At 72.0% G+C, this 14,767-nt stretch carries 13 protein-coding genes; 10 read left to right on the plus strand and 3 right to left on the minus strand.

Annotation, left to right across the window (positions count from 1 at the left end; all coding sequences use genetic code 11):
• The first annotated feature begins 79 nt into the window (after nucleotides 1-79).
• Complete coding sequence (moeZ, locus tag ACYVC6_RS13740) at nucleotides 80-1,306, plus strand: adenylyltransferase/sulfurtransferase MoeZ (RefSeq protein ID WP_460714939.1); 1,227 nt, start codon at nucleotides 80-82, stop codon at nucleotides 1,304-1,306.
• Nucleotides 1,307-1,473: 167 nt separating this feature from the next.
• On the opposite strand, the gene ACYVC6_RS13745 is transcribed toward moeZ, so the two are convergent.
• The 3 genes from ACYVC6_RS13745 to ACYVC6_RS13755 are packed head-to-tail and all read right to left on the minus strand — an operon-like array spanning nucleotide 1,474 to nucleotide 4,942.
• Entirely contained in the window at nucleotides 1,474-2,871 is a 1,398-nt protein-coding gene (locus tag ACYVC6_RS13745) for a YlbE family protein (RefSeq protein WP_460714940.1), read from the minus strand.
• Complete coding sequence (locus tag ACYVC6_RS13750) at nucleotides 2,868-4,271, minus strand: FdrA family protein (protein WP_460714941.1); 1,404 nt, start codon at nucleotides 4,269-4,271, stop codon at nucleotides 2,868-2,870. The genes ACYVC6_RS13745 and ACYVC6_RS13750 overlap by 4 nt, the downstream gene beginning before the upstream one ends.
• The gene (locus ACYVC6_RS13755) at nucleotides 4,268-4,942 is read right to left on the minus strand and encodes an oxamate carbamoyltransferase subunit AllH family protein (protein WP_460714942.1); all 675 of its coding nucleotides are present in this window, start codon (nucleotides 4,940-4,942) and stop codon (nucleotides 4,268-4,270) included. Before ACYVC6_RS13755 ends, ACYVC6_RS13750 begins: the two co-directional genes overlap by 4 nt.
• A gap of 152 nt (nucleotides 4,943-5,094) precedes the next feature.
• On the opposite strand from ACYVC6_RS13755, the gene ACYVC6_RS13760 reads away from it, so the two are divergent.
• The 9 genes from ACYVC6_RS13760 (at nucleotide 5,095) to ACYVC6_RS13800 (ending at nucleotide 14,730) form a co-directional block, all read left to right on the plus strand.
• Nucleotides 5,095-6,528 (plus strand): uracil-xanthine permease family protein, encoded by a 1,434-nt coding sequence (locus ACYVC6_RS13760; protein WP_460714943.1) that lies wholly within the window; start codon nucleotides 5,095-5,097, stop codon nucleotides 6,526-6,528.
• A gap of 35 nt (nucleotides 6,529-6,563) precedes the next feature.
• Nucleotides 6,564-7,382, plus strand: a complete 819-nt coding sequence (locus tag ACYVC6_RS13765; protein WP_460714944.1) for an FAD binding domain-containing protein — start codon at nucleotides 6,564-6,566, stop codon at nucleotides 7,380-7,382.
• Nucleotides 7,375-7,866, plus strand: coding sequence for a (2Fe-2S)-binding protein (locus ACYVC6_RS13770; RefSeq protein ID WP_460714945.1), 492 nt, complete (start codon nucleotides 7,375-7,377; stop codon nucleotides 7,864-7,866). The genes ACYVC6_RS13765 and ACYVC6_RS13770 overlap by 8 nt, the downstream gene beginning before the upstream one ends.
• Entirely contained in the window at nucleotides 7,863-10,256 is a 2,394-nt protein-coding gene (gene cutA / locus ACYVC6_RS13775; RefSeq protein WP_460714946.1) for an aerobic carbon-monoxide dehydrogenase large subunit, read from the plus strand. Before ACYVC6_RS13770 ends, cutA begins: the two co-directional genes overlap by 4 nt.
• A 51-nt stretch (nucleotides 10,257-10,307) precedes the next feature.
• Nucleotides 10,308-10,922, plus strand: a complete 615-nt coding sequence (locus tag ACYVC6_RS13780; RefSeq protein ID WP_460714947.1) for an SRPBCC family protein — start codon at nucleotides 10,308-10,310, stop codon at nucleotides 10,920-10,922.
• Complete coding sequence (locus ACYVC6_RS13785; protein ID WP_460714948.1) at nucleotides 10,919-12,304, plus strand: amidase; 1,386 nt, start codon at nucleotides 10,919-10,921, stop codon at nucleotides 12,302-12,304. Before ACYVC6_RS13780 ends, ACYVC6_RS13785 begins: the two co-directional genes overlap by 4 nt.
• Nucleotides 12,305-12,334: 30 nt before the next feature.
• The gene (locus ACYVC6_RS13790; RefSeq protein WP_460714949.1) at nucleotides 12,335-13,099 is read left to right on the plus strand and encodes a hypothetical protein; all 765 of its coding nucleotides are present in this window, start codon (nucleotides 12,335-12,337) and stop codon (nucleotides 13,097-13,099) included.
• 32 nt (nucleotides 13,100-13,131) lie between these two features.
• Nucleotides 13,132-14,025, plus strand: a complete 894-nt coding sequence (locus ACYVC6_RS13795) for a carbon-nitrogen hydrolase family protein (RefSeq protein WP_460714950.1) — start codon at nucleotides 13,132-13,134, stop codon at nucleotides 14,023-14,025.
• 84 nt (nucleotides 14,026-14,109) lie between these two features.
• Nucleotides 14,110-14,730 carry a hypothetical protein gene (locus tag ACYVC6_RS13800; protein ID WP_460714951.1) on the plus strand — a complete coding sequence of 207 codons (621 nt, stop codon included), beginning with the start codon at nucleotides 14,110-14,112 and terminating at the stop codon, nucleotides 14,728-14,730.
• The last annotated feature ends 37 nt before the right edge of the window (nucleotides 14,731-14,767 follow it).

A 14,767-nucleotide genomic window follows, 5' to 3' on the forward strand; every position in this document is an offset into this window, starting at 1 on the left:
GTGGGAACATCGTGGGCACGAGGGGCGTTGCCCCGAAGTCGAGCAGCATGCACGCCGAGACCAGGAGTTGACCGACCAGATGTCCTTCGCCCCGCTCGTGGAGCCCGCCGAGGCGCTCACCATCGACGAGGTACGGCGCTACAGCCGGCACCTGATCATCCCCGACGTCGGCATGTCCGGTCAGAAGCGGCTCAAGAACGCCAAGGTGCTCGTGATCGGTGCGGGCGGCCTCGGCAGCCCGGCGCTGTTCTACCTCGCCGCCGCGGGCGTGGGCACGATCGGCATCGCGGAGTTCGACGAGGTCGACGAGTCCAACCTGCAGCGCCAGATCATCCACGGCCAGTCCGACATCGGCCGGCCCAAGGCGGAGTCGGCGCGCGACGCCGTCCTGGAGGCCAACCCCTACGTCAATGTCGTCGTGCACGCCGAGCGCCTGGACAACGACAACGTGCTCCAGGTCTTCGAGGGTTACGACCTGATCGTCGACGGCACCGACAACTTCGCGACCCGCTACATGGTCAACGACGCCGCCTACTTCCTGAAGATCCCCTACGTCTGGGGCTCGATCTACCGCTTCGACGGCCAGGCCTCGGTGTTCTGGCCGCACGCGGTCGACGAGAACGGCGAGAGCCTCGGCGCGCCCTGCTACCGCTGCCTCTACCCCGAGCCCCCGCCGCCGGGGATGGTCCCGAGCTGCGCCGAGGGCGGCGTGCTCGGCGTGCTGTGCGCGAGCATCGGCTCGATCCAGGTCAACGAGGCGATCAAGGTGCTCACCGGCATCGGCGACCCCGCGGTCGGCAAGCTGGTCATCTACGACGCCCTCGAGCTGGAGTGGCGCAAGCTCAAGGTCCGCAAGGACCCCAACTGCGCGCTGTGCGGCGACAACCCCACGGTCACCGGTCTGATCGACTACGAGACCTTCTGCGGCGCGATCTCCGACGAGGCGGCCGACGCGGCCGCCGGTGCGACCATCTCGGTGACCCAGGTCGAGCACCTGCTCAAGGAGCGCGAGGAGGGCGCCCGCGACTTCGTCCTGGTGGACGTGCGCGAGCCCAACGAGTACGAGATCAACCGGATCCCGGGCTCGGTGCTGATCCCCAAGGGCGACTTCCTCAACGGCAGTGCCTTGGAGAAGCTCCCGGGCGTCGACTCCGGCAAGCAGGTGGTCATGTACTGCAAGACCGGGGTGCGCTCGGCCGAGACCCTCGCCATCGTCAAGGGCGCCGGCTACTCCGACGCCGTGCACGTCGGCGGCGGCGTCTCCGCCTGGGTCAACCAGGTCGACCCGAGCCAACCTTCCTACTGAATACCCCCGCGAGCTTCGGCCTCGACCCACGACGGACGCGTCGCTCCGCTCCGCGGAGCTCCGCCGTCCATCGTGGGCACGAGGCCGATCGCGGGGCGCCTCGCTTCGCTCGATGCAAGCGTCGGTGACTGGTGGCTGGCCTGCTGAGTGAGGCTGGCCGGGTGGGGTTACGTGGTGTTGCTGGGCGTGCGCTGGGCCAGGCGCGCCAGCGCCTTGGGGAAGATCTCGGCGGGCGGGGTGACCAGGCCGGCGCCGACCTGACCGACGCCGGCGACCTTGCCGGCCATGCCGGTGTTGATCTGGGGCAGGATCCCGGTCCGGCCGACGAGGCTGACATCGATCCCGGTCGGCGTGCCCTGGAACTCCAGGACCGGTACGGACCAGCGGGGGTTCTCGCCGAGGGTGATCTCGTGCATCCGGCGGGTTGTCGCCAGGGCGTCGGGGACCGAGCCGCCGACGAACCGGACGATCGCCGGGGCGGTCGCCATCGCGAAGCCACCGATGCCGGCGGTCTCGGTGATCGCGGAGTCGCCGATGTCGGGGTTGGCGTCGTCCGGGCCGTAGTCGCCGAGGAAGAGCCCGTCGGCGAGCTGGGCCGGGCCGGTGAACCACTCGTCGCCGGTGCCGGCGACCTGGATGCCGAAGTCGGTCCCGTTGCGGGCCATCGCCACGACCATCGTCGACCCGGCGATGCCGCGCGCCGCGTCGAGGGCGAGCTTGCAGGCGGGCATGGCGAGGTTGAGGAAGAAGTGGTCGTTGCCACCGACGAACCGCAGCGCCTCGGCGACGTCCGCGGCGTCGTACCCACTGGTGACCAGGGCGGGGGAGAGGTCGCGCAGCAGCATCAGCGTGCCGGCCCGGTTGCGGTTGTGGGCCTCGTCGCCCATCTGGAGCATCTGGGTGAGGATGCCGGTGATGTCGACCGGACCCTGCTGGTCGCGGGTCGCCCGCACCGCTGCCTGCAGCAGCGGGCCGAGCACGTCGCCCATCCACCGCAGCCGGGTGAGGACCTCGGGTGAGTAGGCGCCGTAGCGGAGGACCTTGCCGAGTCCCTCGTTGAGCGAGCAGTAGGTACGCCGACCGCTGGCGGCGTCCTCGAGCACCCACAGCCACATGCTGGGGGTGACCACCCCGGCCATCGGACCGACCGCGGACCGGTGGTGGCAGGGCTCGAGCGAGACCGAGGTGCCCGACTCGAAGAGCGCGACGGCGTCCTCGGGGTCCTCGACCAGGCCCTCGAGGGCGGCGCCGCCCATCAGGGCGCCGCGCAGTGGTCCGGGCGCCCGCCCCCACTCGATAGGCGGGCCGGCGTGCAGGAACTCGCCGGGCTGCAGGCCGAGGGCCTCGGAGGCCGGCACGACGTCGACCAGGGTGGCCGTGACCCCGAGCACGGCGGCCAGGGCCCGGGCGTTGGCCGCGGGACGGCGCGGGTCGGCGGCCACGGTGGCCAGGTCGCTCTCGGTGCCCGCCATCGGCGGGCGCCAGTCGACCCGGGTGACCGGGACGGCCTGGGCGTCGACGGCGTCGGCGAGCAGATCGGCTCCCACGTTGACCACAGAGTTCATGGCAGCAGCTCCACAGCTCGGCGGGTGGCGTGGGCGTTGGACAGGTGCACCTCGGCGCCCGCGTCGGCGAGCGCCCTGACCTGGCGCTCCAGCCCCTGAGGGTCGGCCGCCGTGCCGACCACGGCGACCACGACCGGCTTGTCGATGGCGGCCACTGCCGGGGCCAGCAGCGCGGCCGGGTCGGGCTCGGCGCCGTGACCGAGGACGACGTCGAGCAGCACCACCGCGGTCTCGGGGTCGGCCCCCGCCCGGGCCAGGTGCTCCAGGCGCAGGGTCGGGTCGATCATCGGGTGGGCCCGGCCGGCGGTGTAGGCGTCGTCGCCGAAGTCGACGAACGTGTGGCCGCGGTCGGCACCCAGGAGCGTCTGCGCCACGATCCGGGCCTCACCGGCCAGCGTGCCACCCACGAACAGGCCGCGCAGATATCGGCCTCCTGACGGTGTGGCCGCCCGCCCGGACACCGGCCAGTCGGGCACCGGGACGCCGCGCGCCAGCAGCAGCGCCTCGGTGGCCTCGGTGAGGTCGGGGTGTCCGGCACCCAGGAGTGCCATCTCGACGGGGGTCGACAACCCGGCGGCGTAGGCGCGGATCTCGTCGGCGACGTCGTCGGCCGGCGGCTTGGACACCAGCAGCATCAGCTCGACCCGCGGGTCCGCGTCCAGCCGCCGCATCGCCTCGCGGGTCGCGAGTCCGCGGACCTCGGCGCTCAGGTCGCGTCCGCCCACGCCCAGCGCGGACGCCACCCCCACACCGGCGTGGTCGAGCAGGGCGAGCACCTGCTGGCAGCCAGTGCCGGAGGCGGCGACGATGCCGACCGGCCCGGGGGAGACCACGTTGGCGAAGCCGAGCCCCAGCCCACCCACGACGGCGGTGCCGCAGTCGGGACCCATCACGAGCAGCGACCGCTCGGCGGCGTACCGCTTGAGCGCGAGCTCCTGCTTCACCGGCACGTGGTCGCTGAACACCATGACGTCGCTGCCGGCCTCCAGCGCATCCATCGCCTCGACGAACGCCGACGGGCCGGGCACCGACACGAGGGCGATCGCGCCGGGGGTGCGGCGCAGAGCGCTGCCCGTCGTACGTGGTGGCGCCTCCTGGGTGGGTCCGTCGTCGCGGCGCCCGGTCTCGCGCAGAGCGGCGTCGACGCCGGCCAGGGCGGCGTCGAGGTCGCCGCCGTCGGCGAGGCGGATCGCGACCACCATGTCGTTGGGGCCGGCCTCCTCGGGGACGGCGAACCCCATCTCCGTGAGCACCTCGACGTTGAGGGGCGTGGCCATCGCCACCTGTGCGGTCGCGACACCCGGGACGCCCTGCACGGTGCGGCTGACCTGCAGCAGGGTCACCGAGTCGGCGTAGGCGCCACGCCGGAGCTCGACGTGAGTGGCACCCGTGTCGCTCACGCAGCTGCCCCGTAGAGCGAGTCGAGGGCAGAGCGGGCACCCTCGAGCAGGCCGCGACCGGAGGTGTGGCCCACCGCGGCCAGCTGGTCGGCCAGGTAGGCCTCGTCGGCGGTGCCGAGGGCGGAGAGGTAGGCCGCGAACTCGGGGATGACCTCACCGTGCATCGCGCAGTCGAGCAGCGTGGCGGAGAGCAGCGTGGTGCGGGGGAGGATTGCTCGGACCGTCTCGTCGACGGCAGGCGTCTCGATGCCGGCCGCGCGGTGCACGGCCAGCCAGCCGCAGAGCACGTCGTCGCCGTAGGGCGTGAGCCCGTCACCCCTGCCGACCAGCGCCTCCACGGTGGCGGGCGCCAGCTCCGCACCGAGGGTGCGCTGCGGCAGTCTCGGCACGGAGACGTCCGCGAGCCGGCCGATGGTGAGCGGTGCCTGGTCGAGGTGGAGGACGCCGCCGCGCATCCTGGCGCCCGACACCTCCGGGAGCGTGGCGAGCGAGGTGCGCAGCGCACAGGGCACGGCGGTGGCCCGGAAGCCGAGCACGCCCACGCACCACCCGCCGACGTCGAGGTAGACCGCGTCGGGCCCGCGGTGCAGCACCGGGACGGGGCCGTCCGGGGCGTTCCGCAGCCGCGTCCGGACACGTGGGGGAGCGCTGACCGGGATCACTGCGGTCACGTTAGTACGCCGCGCGACACCGCTCCCGGGACCCCGCGACACTTACCTGCCGGTAACCGTCAGGTGCTGCGATCGGGCCTCACCAGGGTGTCTCATGACAGGCATCGGTTCGCGCCGCGACTCGTCGCGGCGCGGGGACAAGGAGGTACGTCATGTCGATGTTCAAGTGGGACGTGGTCGATCCCGCGCCCGGCCAGCCGGTCGCCCCCGACCAGCGGCTCGCGTGGGGCAAGACGGTCGGCATCGGGGCACAGCACGTCGTGGCCATGTTCGGCGCCACGTTCGTGTTCCCGATCATCATGGGTCTGGACCCGAACCTCGCGATCCTGATGAGCGGCATCGCGACGATCTGCTTCCTGCTGATCGTCAAGGGCGCGGTGCCCAGCTATCTGGGCACCTCCGCGTCCTTCGTCGGTGGTGCCGCGGCGATCTACGCCCAGCAGGGTGGCCCCGAGGACGTCACCGGCGCCATCCTGGTGTCCGGCGTGGTGCTCGCCCTATGCGGTGTGGTCATCCACTTCCTCGGCGCCGACATCGTCAACAAGGCACTTCCTCCGGTCGTGACCGGCGCCGTGGTCATGGTGATCGGCTTCAACCTGGCCGGCGTCGCGACCAACATCTACATGCCGGCCGACCGCTGGATGGCGATCATCACGATGACGGCCGTGATCCTGATGACGGTCGGCCTGCGCGGCTTCCTCGGCCGGATCGCGATCTTCCTCGGCCTGATCTTCGGATACCTGCTCTCCTGGGTGTTCGACGCCATCGGTGTCGGCGGCGTCGAGGGTGACCGGGTCAACTGGGACAACGTCAAGAGCGCCGACTGGATCGGCTTCCCGCGGCACACGGTCGAGGGGCTGGTCGGCAACCAGAACGAGGCGGGCAACCTCGCCGCGGTGGGCTGGCACCTGCCCGACTTCTCGATCACGTTCGCGCTGCTGGCGATGCCTGCGGTGATCGCGCTGATCGCGGAGAACATGGGGCACGTCAAGGCGGTGGCCGGGATGACCGGGCGTGATCTCGACCCGGTGATGGGCAGGGCGATCGCCGCCGACGGTGTCGGCACGGTGCTCACCTCCGCGGTGGGCGGGTCGCCGACGACGACGTACGCCGAGAACATCGGCGTCATGGCCGCTACCCGGGTGTACTCGACGGCGGCCTACTTCGTGGCGGCCGCGGTTGCGATCCTGCTCGGCTTCATCCCGAAGTTCGGGGCGATCGTGGCGGCCACTCCGGGCGGCGTCCTGGCCGGCATCACACTCGTGCTCTACGGCATGATCGGTCTGCTCGGTGCCAAGATCTGGGTCGAGAACCGCGTCAACTTCGCCGACCCGGTCAACCTCGTGCCGGTCGCGGCCGGGCTGATCCTGGCCATCGGCTACGGCACCTCGGGGTTCTTCGAGATCACCGAGGACTTCTCCCTCGGCGGCATCGCCCTGGGCACCATCGTGATCATCGCCGGCTACCACATCGCGCGGGCCATCGAGCCCCAGGAGCTCGCCGAGGCGCGGATGGAGGTCGACCACAGCGCCCCCGAGGTGGGCGGGCGTCCCGACGGTGAAGGACCGCAGGCGCCCCGTGCCTGACCCGAGTCCGTGGGCGGTCGCGTGACAATGGGCCCGTGAAGCCCGCGCCGTTCGCCTATCACCGGCCGGGGACCGTCGCCGAAGCGGTGGCGGCCCTGGCCGGTGACACGGGGGCCAAGGTGCTCGCCGGCGGTCAGAGCCTGGTCCCGCTGCTGTCCATGAGGCTCGCGGCGCCGTCCGCGCTCGTGGACATCAACGGCATCGCCGACCTCGCCACGATCCACGTCGACGACCAGGGTGTGCGGATCGGCGCCCTGGCCCGGCACGCCGACGTGCTCGCCAACCCCGCCGTACGCCGCTCCCAGCCGCTCGTGCCCATGGCCCTGGCCCACGTCGCGCACCCGACGATCCGCAACCGCGGCACCACCGTCGGCTCGCTGGTGCACGCGGACGCGGCCGCCGAGATGCCGGTGGTGCTCTCCCTGCTCGGCGGCTCTGTGACCGTCGAGGGGCCGAGCGGGCGTCGCACCATCCCCGCCGACGAGCTCTACGTCGGGCCGCTCGAGTCGAGCCTGGCGCACGACGAGCTCGCGGTGCACGCCGACTTCCCGGCCCTCGCGCCGGGCGCCGGCGTCGCCTTCGAGGAGGTCGCCAGGCGGCACGGCGACTACGCGCTGGTCGGCGTCGCCGCGCTCGTCGACGGCGACTCGGTCAAGGCCGGCTACCTCTCCGTGTCCGACGTGCCGACCGTCGTCGACCTGTCCGGCGTGGCCGACGACGACCTCGGCGAGGCCGCGCTCGCGCAGCTCGAGCCCGGGGACGACATCCACGCCACGGCGGCGTACCGTGCCCAACTCGTCCGCGTGCTGACCAAGCGCGTGGTGCGAGCCGCGAGGGAGGGCACGCGTGGCTGAGGAGCAGCACGAGATCCGGCTGACCGTCAACGGCACGCCGCGGCCCGTGCGCGTGCCGGCCCGCCGGCTGCTCTCCGACGCGCTCCGCCACGACCTCGGGCTGACCGGCACCCACGTCGGGTGCGAGCACGGCGTGTGCGGCGCCTGCACCGTGCTGCTCGACGGGCGCCCGGTGCGCTCCTGCCTGGTGTTCGCGGTGTCGGTCGACGGCCAGGAGGTCACCACCGTCGAGGGCCTCACCAACGAGGACGGTTCCCTCGGACCGGTCCAGCAGGCCTTCCTCGAGTGCCACGGGCTGCAGTGCGGCTTCTGCACGCCCGGGTTCCTCACCACGATCACCGCCGGGCTGCGCGACAACCCGGCGCCGACCCACGACGAGGCCCGCGACATGGTCGCCGGCAACCTCTGCCGGTGCACCGGCTACCAGAACATCGTCAAAGCTGTCGAGCGAGCGGCTGAGATCGCCGCCCGGGACCCGGCATGACCACCAAGCTGATGGGCCAGCCGGTCCAGCGGGTCGAGGACCAGCGGTTCCTGCGCGGGCAGGGCCGCTACGTCGACGACGTCGCGGTCGGCCCCGACACGCTGCACGCCGCCGTGCTCCGCAGCCCGCACGCGCACGCCCGGATCGTCGACATCGACGTCTCCGAGGTCCTCGACGTCGAGGGCGTGCACGCGGTGTGGACCTACGACGACCTCGCCGGGCTGTCGGCACCGATGGCCGAGCCGCTCCCGCTGCTGATCCCGCACCCGACCCTCACGCACGGCCGCACGCAGTATGCGCTGGCCAAGGACGAGGTCAACTACATGGGCGAGGCGATCGCCTTCGTCGTCGCCGACGACCGCTACGTCGCCGAGGACGCGCTGTCGCGGATCCGGGTCGACTACGAGTTCCTGCCGCCGGTCGTGGGCCTCCCGGCGGCGCGGGCCGCCGACCACCTCGTGCACGACGACGTGCCGGGCAACGTCGGCGCGCGGATGGAGCAGCAGGTCGGTGACGCCCGCGCCGCCATCGCCGCCGCACCCCACCGGCTGGCCCTCGACCTCACCGTCGAGCGGAGCTCATGCCAGCCGATGGAGGGCCGCGGGGTAGTGGCCCGCTGGGACCCCGACGTCAACCGGCTCACGGCGTGGAGCTCGACCCAGACCTCGACGGGCGTCCGGGCCGCGGTCGCGGTCAAACTCGGCCTCGACCTGGGCCAGGTCGACGTGATCACGCCCGACGTCGGCGGCGGGTTCGGCGTCAAGATCAACCACCCGTGGCCGGAGGAGCTCCTCGTCCCGCTGGCGGCCCGCGCGCTCGGGCGCCCGGTGAAGTACACCGAGGACCGCCGCGAGCACTTCATCTCCACCGCCCACGAGCGCGCCCAGGAGCACCACATCGAGGTCGGGTTCGACGACGACGGGCGGCTGCTCGGGCTCGACGTCGAGTTCTGGCACGACCACGGCGCCTACACGCCCTACGGCCTGATCGTCCCGATCATCACCTCGACCCAGCTGCTCGGTCCCTACAAGCCGCAGAACTACCGGGTCGTCTTCGAGTCGATCTACACCAACACGGTGATGGTCACGCCCTACCGCGGCGCCGGCCGGCCGCAGGGCTGCTTCGTGATGGAGCGGACCATGGACGCCATCGCGCAGTATCTCGGCAAGGACCGGGCCGAGGTCCGGGCCGTCAACTTCATCCAGCCCGACGAGTTCCCCTATGACCACGGGCTGGTCTTCCAGGACGGCCGCGAGCTGGAGTACGACTCCGGCGACTACCCGGCCTCGCTCGTGAAGATCAAGGACCTGATCGGCTGGGACGAGTTCCCGGTGTTCAAGGCAGAGATGGCCGCCCAGGGGCGGCAGGTCGGCATCGGCCTCGCCTGCTACGTCGAGGGCACCGGCGTCGGGCCCTACGAGGGCGCCCACGTGCACATCGAGACCTCCGGCAAGGTCAAGGTCGCCACCGGCCTCACCACCCAGGGGCAAGGGCACGCGACCGTCTTCGCCCAGCTGGTCGCCGACGAGCTCGGGGTGCGGTTCGAGGACGTCGAGGTCGTCACCGGCGACACCCGGCGGATGCCCTACGCCGTGGGCACGTTCGCCTCGCGGGCCGCGGTGATGAGCGGCTCGGCGGTCCACCTCGCCGCCAGGCGCGCCAAGGAGAAGGTGCTGCGGATCGCGGCCGAGGCGCTCGAGGTCGACGAGAAGGACCTCCAGATCGTCGACGGGGTCGTGTCCGTCAAGGGGATGCCCGAGGCGGCGATCGACCTCGGCACCGTCTCGGTGCTGTCCAACCCGCTGCGCTACGCGTTCGACGAGGCATCCAAGGCGGCGACCCAGTTCTCGGTCGGCGACCCCGGGAAGCCCCCCGTGGCCGAGGACGACGAGCCCGGCCTGGAGGGCAAGGACTTCTACTCGCCCGAGCGGGCGACGTTCGCCTCCGGCATGCACGCCGTGATCGTCGAGACCGACCCGGAGACCGCGGAGATCAAGATCCTCAAGTACGCCGTGGTCCACGACTGCGGCCACCTGATCAACCCGATGATCGTCGAGGGCCAGATCCACGGCGGTGTCGCCCAGGGGATCGGCGGCGCGCTCTACGAGCGGATGGCCTACGACGAGTCGGGGCAGCTGCTCAACGCGTCGTTCATGGACTTCCTGATCCCCTACGTCACCGAGATCCCCGACACGATCGACATCGACCACCTCGAGACCCCCTCGCCGCTCAACCCGCTCGGCATCAAGGGCGCGGGCGAGGCCGGCGTCATCCCGTCGGCGGCGGTCTTCGCCGCAGCCATCGAGGACGCCGAGGGCTTTCCCATCACGGCGATGCCGATCTCGCCGTCGGAGCTGTTCCATCTGCGACAGGGCCGGAACGGTGGTTGAGGTGCGAGCGCAGCGAGCCTCGAAACCACCCTCAGCGAAAGGGGTACCCCGATGAAGATCTCCGGGTTCGACGTCATCGACCAGCCCGTCGACAAGGTCTGGGAGGCGCTGCTCGACCCGCGCGTCCTGGTCGCCACCATCCCCGGCTGCGAGCGGCTCGAGAGCACGGGTGAGCACGAGTACGCGATGACGGTCACCGCCGGGGTCGCCGCCATCAGGGGCACCTACAACGGGTCCTGCATGCTTTCGGACCTCCAGCAGCACGAGTCGCTGGTCATGCGGCTCTCCGGGGCGGGCGCGCCGGGGACCGTCGACGCCACGGTCAATGTCGCGTTCTCGGAGCCCGCGCCGGGCCAGACCCGGATCGCCTACGACGCCGACGCGGTGGTCGGCGGCATGGTCGGTGGTGTCGGCCAGCGGATGCTGAGCTCGGTGTCCAAGCGGATGGCGGGGGAGTTCTTCGGCAACGTCGGGGAGGCGATCGCGCAACCACCGTCGGTCGAGCGGGTCGAGACCACCGCAGCCGGGGCACCCGCCTTCACCGCTCCGCCGAAGCAGCGCGGTCTCGCCTCCCAGGACGACTTCCTCAAGGGCGTCGCCCTCGGCGCCGGGCTCGTGGTGCTGGGCGTCGTCGTCGGCGGCCTGTTCGGCCGCCGTCGCCGATGACCATCACGGTCGACTCGACCGCACGCGACCAGGCGGCCGCCGTACGCCGCAAGGACGTCTCCGCCCGCGAGCTGCTCGACCTGCACCTGGCCCGGATCGCGGCGCGCAACCCCGAGCTCAACGCGATCGTCTCGCTGGACGAGGAGCGGGCCCGGGAGGGTGCGGCCGCTGCCGACCAGGCGCTCGCGTCGGGTCAGGAGATCGGGCCGCTGCACGGGCTGCCGTTCGCGTTCAAGGACACCCACGCGGTCGCCGGCTGGCGCACGACCTTCGGCTCGCCCCTCTTCGCGGACCACGTGCCCGACCAGGACGAGCTGATCGTCGAGCGGGTCCGGGGCGCCGGGGTCACGGTGATCGGCCGGACCAACGTGCCGGAGTTCGCGGCCGGCTCCCACACCTTCAACACGATCTTCGGCACCACCCTCAACCCGGTCGACCCGACCCGGTCGGCCGGCGGCTCGTCGGGCGGCGCGGCGTGTGCGCTGGCGTCGGGCATGGTGCCACTCGCGGACGGCTCGGACATGGGGGGCTCGCTGCGCAACCCCGCGTCGTTCTGCGGCGTGGTCGGCCTCCGCCCGAGCCTGGGCCGGGTGCCGCAGTGGCCGCTCTACAACCAGTGGGAGACCACGTCGGTCGGCGGCCCGCTGGCCCGCAATGTCCGCGACCTCGCCCTGCTGCTCTCGGTCATGGCCGGCCCGGACCCGCGGGCGCCGATGGCGCTCGGCGACCCGGGCAGCACGTTCGCGCCGCCCCTCGAGGGTTCGCTGCGCGGCCTGCGGGTCGCGCTCTCGGTCGACCTCGGGGGTGCCTTCGAGGTCGACCACCACGTGGCCGCGGTGGTCGAGTCGGCGGGGCCGCTCCTGGCCCGCGCGGGGGCGACCGTCACCGATGCCCACCCGGTGCTGCCCGAGGCAGAGGACACCTTCCGCACCCTGCGCGCCTGGCACTTCCAGGCGATGCTCGGCGACCTCCTCGCCGCCCACCCGGACGCCTTCAAGGCCTCGTTGGCCGACAACATCCGCGCTGGGGAGCACCTCACCGGCGCCGACGTCGCCCGCGCCTACGCCGGCCGCACTGCACTGTCTGAGCGGATGCGCGACTTCTTCGGGTCCTACGACGTGCTCGTGCTGCCCGCCGCGCAGGTGCCGCCGTTCCCGGCGGACCAGGAGTTCCCCACCACGATCAACGGAAAAGCCATGGGCACGTATCTCGACTGGATGCGCGCGTGCTACTACATAACAGTGACCGGTTGTCCGGCGATCTCCGTGCCGTTGGGCAGCACGCCGGACGGCCTGCCGGTCGGCGTCCAGATCGTGGCGGCTCACGGTGCCGACCGTTTCCTGCTCGAGGTGGCAGCCGAGGTGGAATCGACGACAACCTGACACTGAGCGTTGCCTGAGCGGGGGGACCGCATGACCGAGTGGCGAGATCCGGAAAGACATGTCCGGACGGGGGTGCCGCCGTTCGTCGACGCCTACAACCGGGTGCTCGAGCTCATCGAGCGCGACGGGCTGGCACCAGGTGAGCAGCTGCGCAACGAGGTGGTGATCGGTGGCGAGCTGAAGATCTCGCGTGAGCTCGCCCACGAGGCGCTGCTGCTCCTCGAGGAGGACGGCCACCTGGTGCGCGACAAGGACCGTCGCTGGCGCGTGGCGGCCCAGCCCTCGGGGCCGGTCGGCTTCGCTGAGGGCTTCCACCGGCAGCTCCGCCACGGTGCCGAGCCGGTCCGGCGGCTGCACGCCGCCGTCGAGACCGGTGGCACCTGGTCGCAGGGGATGCTGCGGACCGACGAGCCCAAGCTGGTCTGGGAGACCGTCTTCGCGCGGGACGGCGTACTGCTCGCCTCCACGCTCGAGGTCATGCGGCTCTCGTCCGTGCCCGCCGAGGTCGCGGACGCCGACGACGACGCCCAGCGCGACGTCGGCAGATGGCCGACCCTCCTCGACGCGCTGGAGCCGGCGCGCCGGGCCGCGATGGCGCCGATGGTGTGGCGCCTCGCGCCGGTCTCGCGCGACACCGAGCGACTGTCGTGGATGGACCTGCCGCTCTACGGCATGCCGGCCGTAGTCACCACGGTGCTGGCCGAGGACGGCGAGCCGACCTACCTGGCCAAGAACATCTTCGACCTCACCTCGTTCCAGGTGAGCGTGGACCTGCTCGGCGGCGGCTCGGCGTAGCCAGGTCGCGCCGGCCGTCCTACGCTCCGGCGATGGAGTCACTTCCCGTGGTCCGAGTCGCAGCGGTCCAGGCGATGCCGGTGGTGCTCGACCTCGAGGCGAGCCTGGACAAGGCGGTCGTGCTGCTCGCCGACGCCGCCGCGCAGGGTGCCGAGCTCGTGGTGTTCCCTGAGACGTTCCTGTCGCTGTACCCGTCGTACGCCTGGGCGCACCTGCCCGGCGGTGACGGTGACGCCTTCTGGGAGCGGTTCTGGGGGAGCTCCGTCGAGGTGCCCGGGCCGGCCGTCGACCGTCTGGTGGCGGCCTGCCGCGAGCACGACGTGCTGTGCGCGATCGGCGTCAACGAGCGCGAGCTGGACCGACCGGGGACGCTCTACAACACCCTGCTGCTTGTGGGACCCGACGGGCTGCTGAGCCGTCACCGCAAGCTGATGCCGACCTTCCACGAGCGGCTGTTCCACGGCTTCGGCGCCGGCGACGACCTGGAGGTCACCGACACGCGGGTGGGCCGGATCGGTGGGCTGATCTGCTGGGAGAACCGGATGCCGCTGGCCCGGTGGGCGGTCTACCAGGGCGGACCCCAGATCTGGGTCGCCCCGACCGCCGACGACTCCGAGGGCTGGCAGGCGACGATCCGGCACATCGCTATCGAGGCTGGCGCGTTCGTCGTGTCGGTCCCGCAGTTCATCCAGCGCTCGGCCTTCCCCGACGACTTCCCGTGGCCGCTGCCTGACCGCGACGTGTTCGGGCGAGGCGGGGCGGCCGTGGTGGCACCGGGATCGGGCGACGTGATCGCTGGTCCGCTGTACGACGAGGAGGGCATCGTCGTCGCGGACTGCGACCTGCGCGCGACGCTCCACGCGAAGCGGTGGTTCGACGCCGCCGGGCACTACAGCCGCGCGGACGTCCTCTGGCCCGGCGGCTGATCGAGGCCCTTCTCCTCTACCCGCCGAGCGCCCAGGCGACGACCTTGGTTCTGACACCACCTCCAGCCGGCTCGAGGAGGGGCCATGGCGACGACTACATACCCGACCACGACGACGACCCCCGACGCGACCCCACGCCGGACCCCCCGGCTGTTCCACCCCTCGGTGGCCTACCCACTCCTGGCCCTGGCCGCCGTCGGCTACTCGGTCGTGGCGCTGCTGCTGGCGTTGGCCGACGCGCGCGCCATGCCCGAGCCGTTCCTGCGGATCGACGCGGACAGCTACTTCTGGTGGGGCACTCTCTTCTACGCGCCGACGATCGTCGTCGCCTGGCTGCTCGCCAGCAACGTCGTGTTCGCGCTGACCTACTGGGCGGGTGCGCGGCCGTCGTTCGAGCGGGTGCTGACGTGCATGGCGGGCGCGGTGGGGCTCGGCACCCTCGGCACGCTGGTGCCGGACCTGGTGACCTCGCCCCTGCGCGCCGTCGGCGTCATCGACGAGCAGGCCTGGGAGGCCTCGATCTCCGGGCACACCGGATGGTTCGTCTTCATCTGGTGCACCCTCGTCGTCTACCTCGTGCTGTTCCTGGTGGCGTTCCCGCGGGCCGTGCGCGCGGCCACCGGAGTCGGCGGCTGGCGGGCCGGGGCCATCGGCGTCACGGCGTTCGTGGTGTTCCAGGGCTTCGAGTACGTCTTCATCCGCTGACCGGCCTTCTCCTACGTCGGGGCGGCCGGGTTGACTG

This window comes from Nocardioides dilutus (assembly GCF_054779555.1).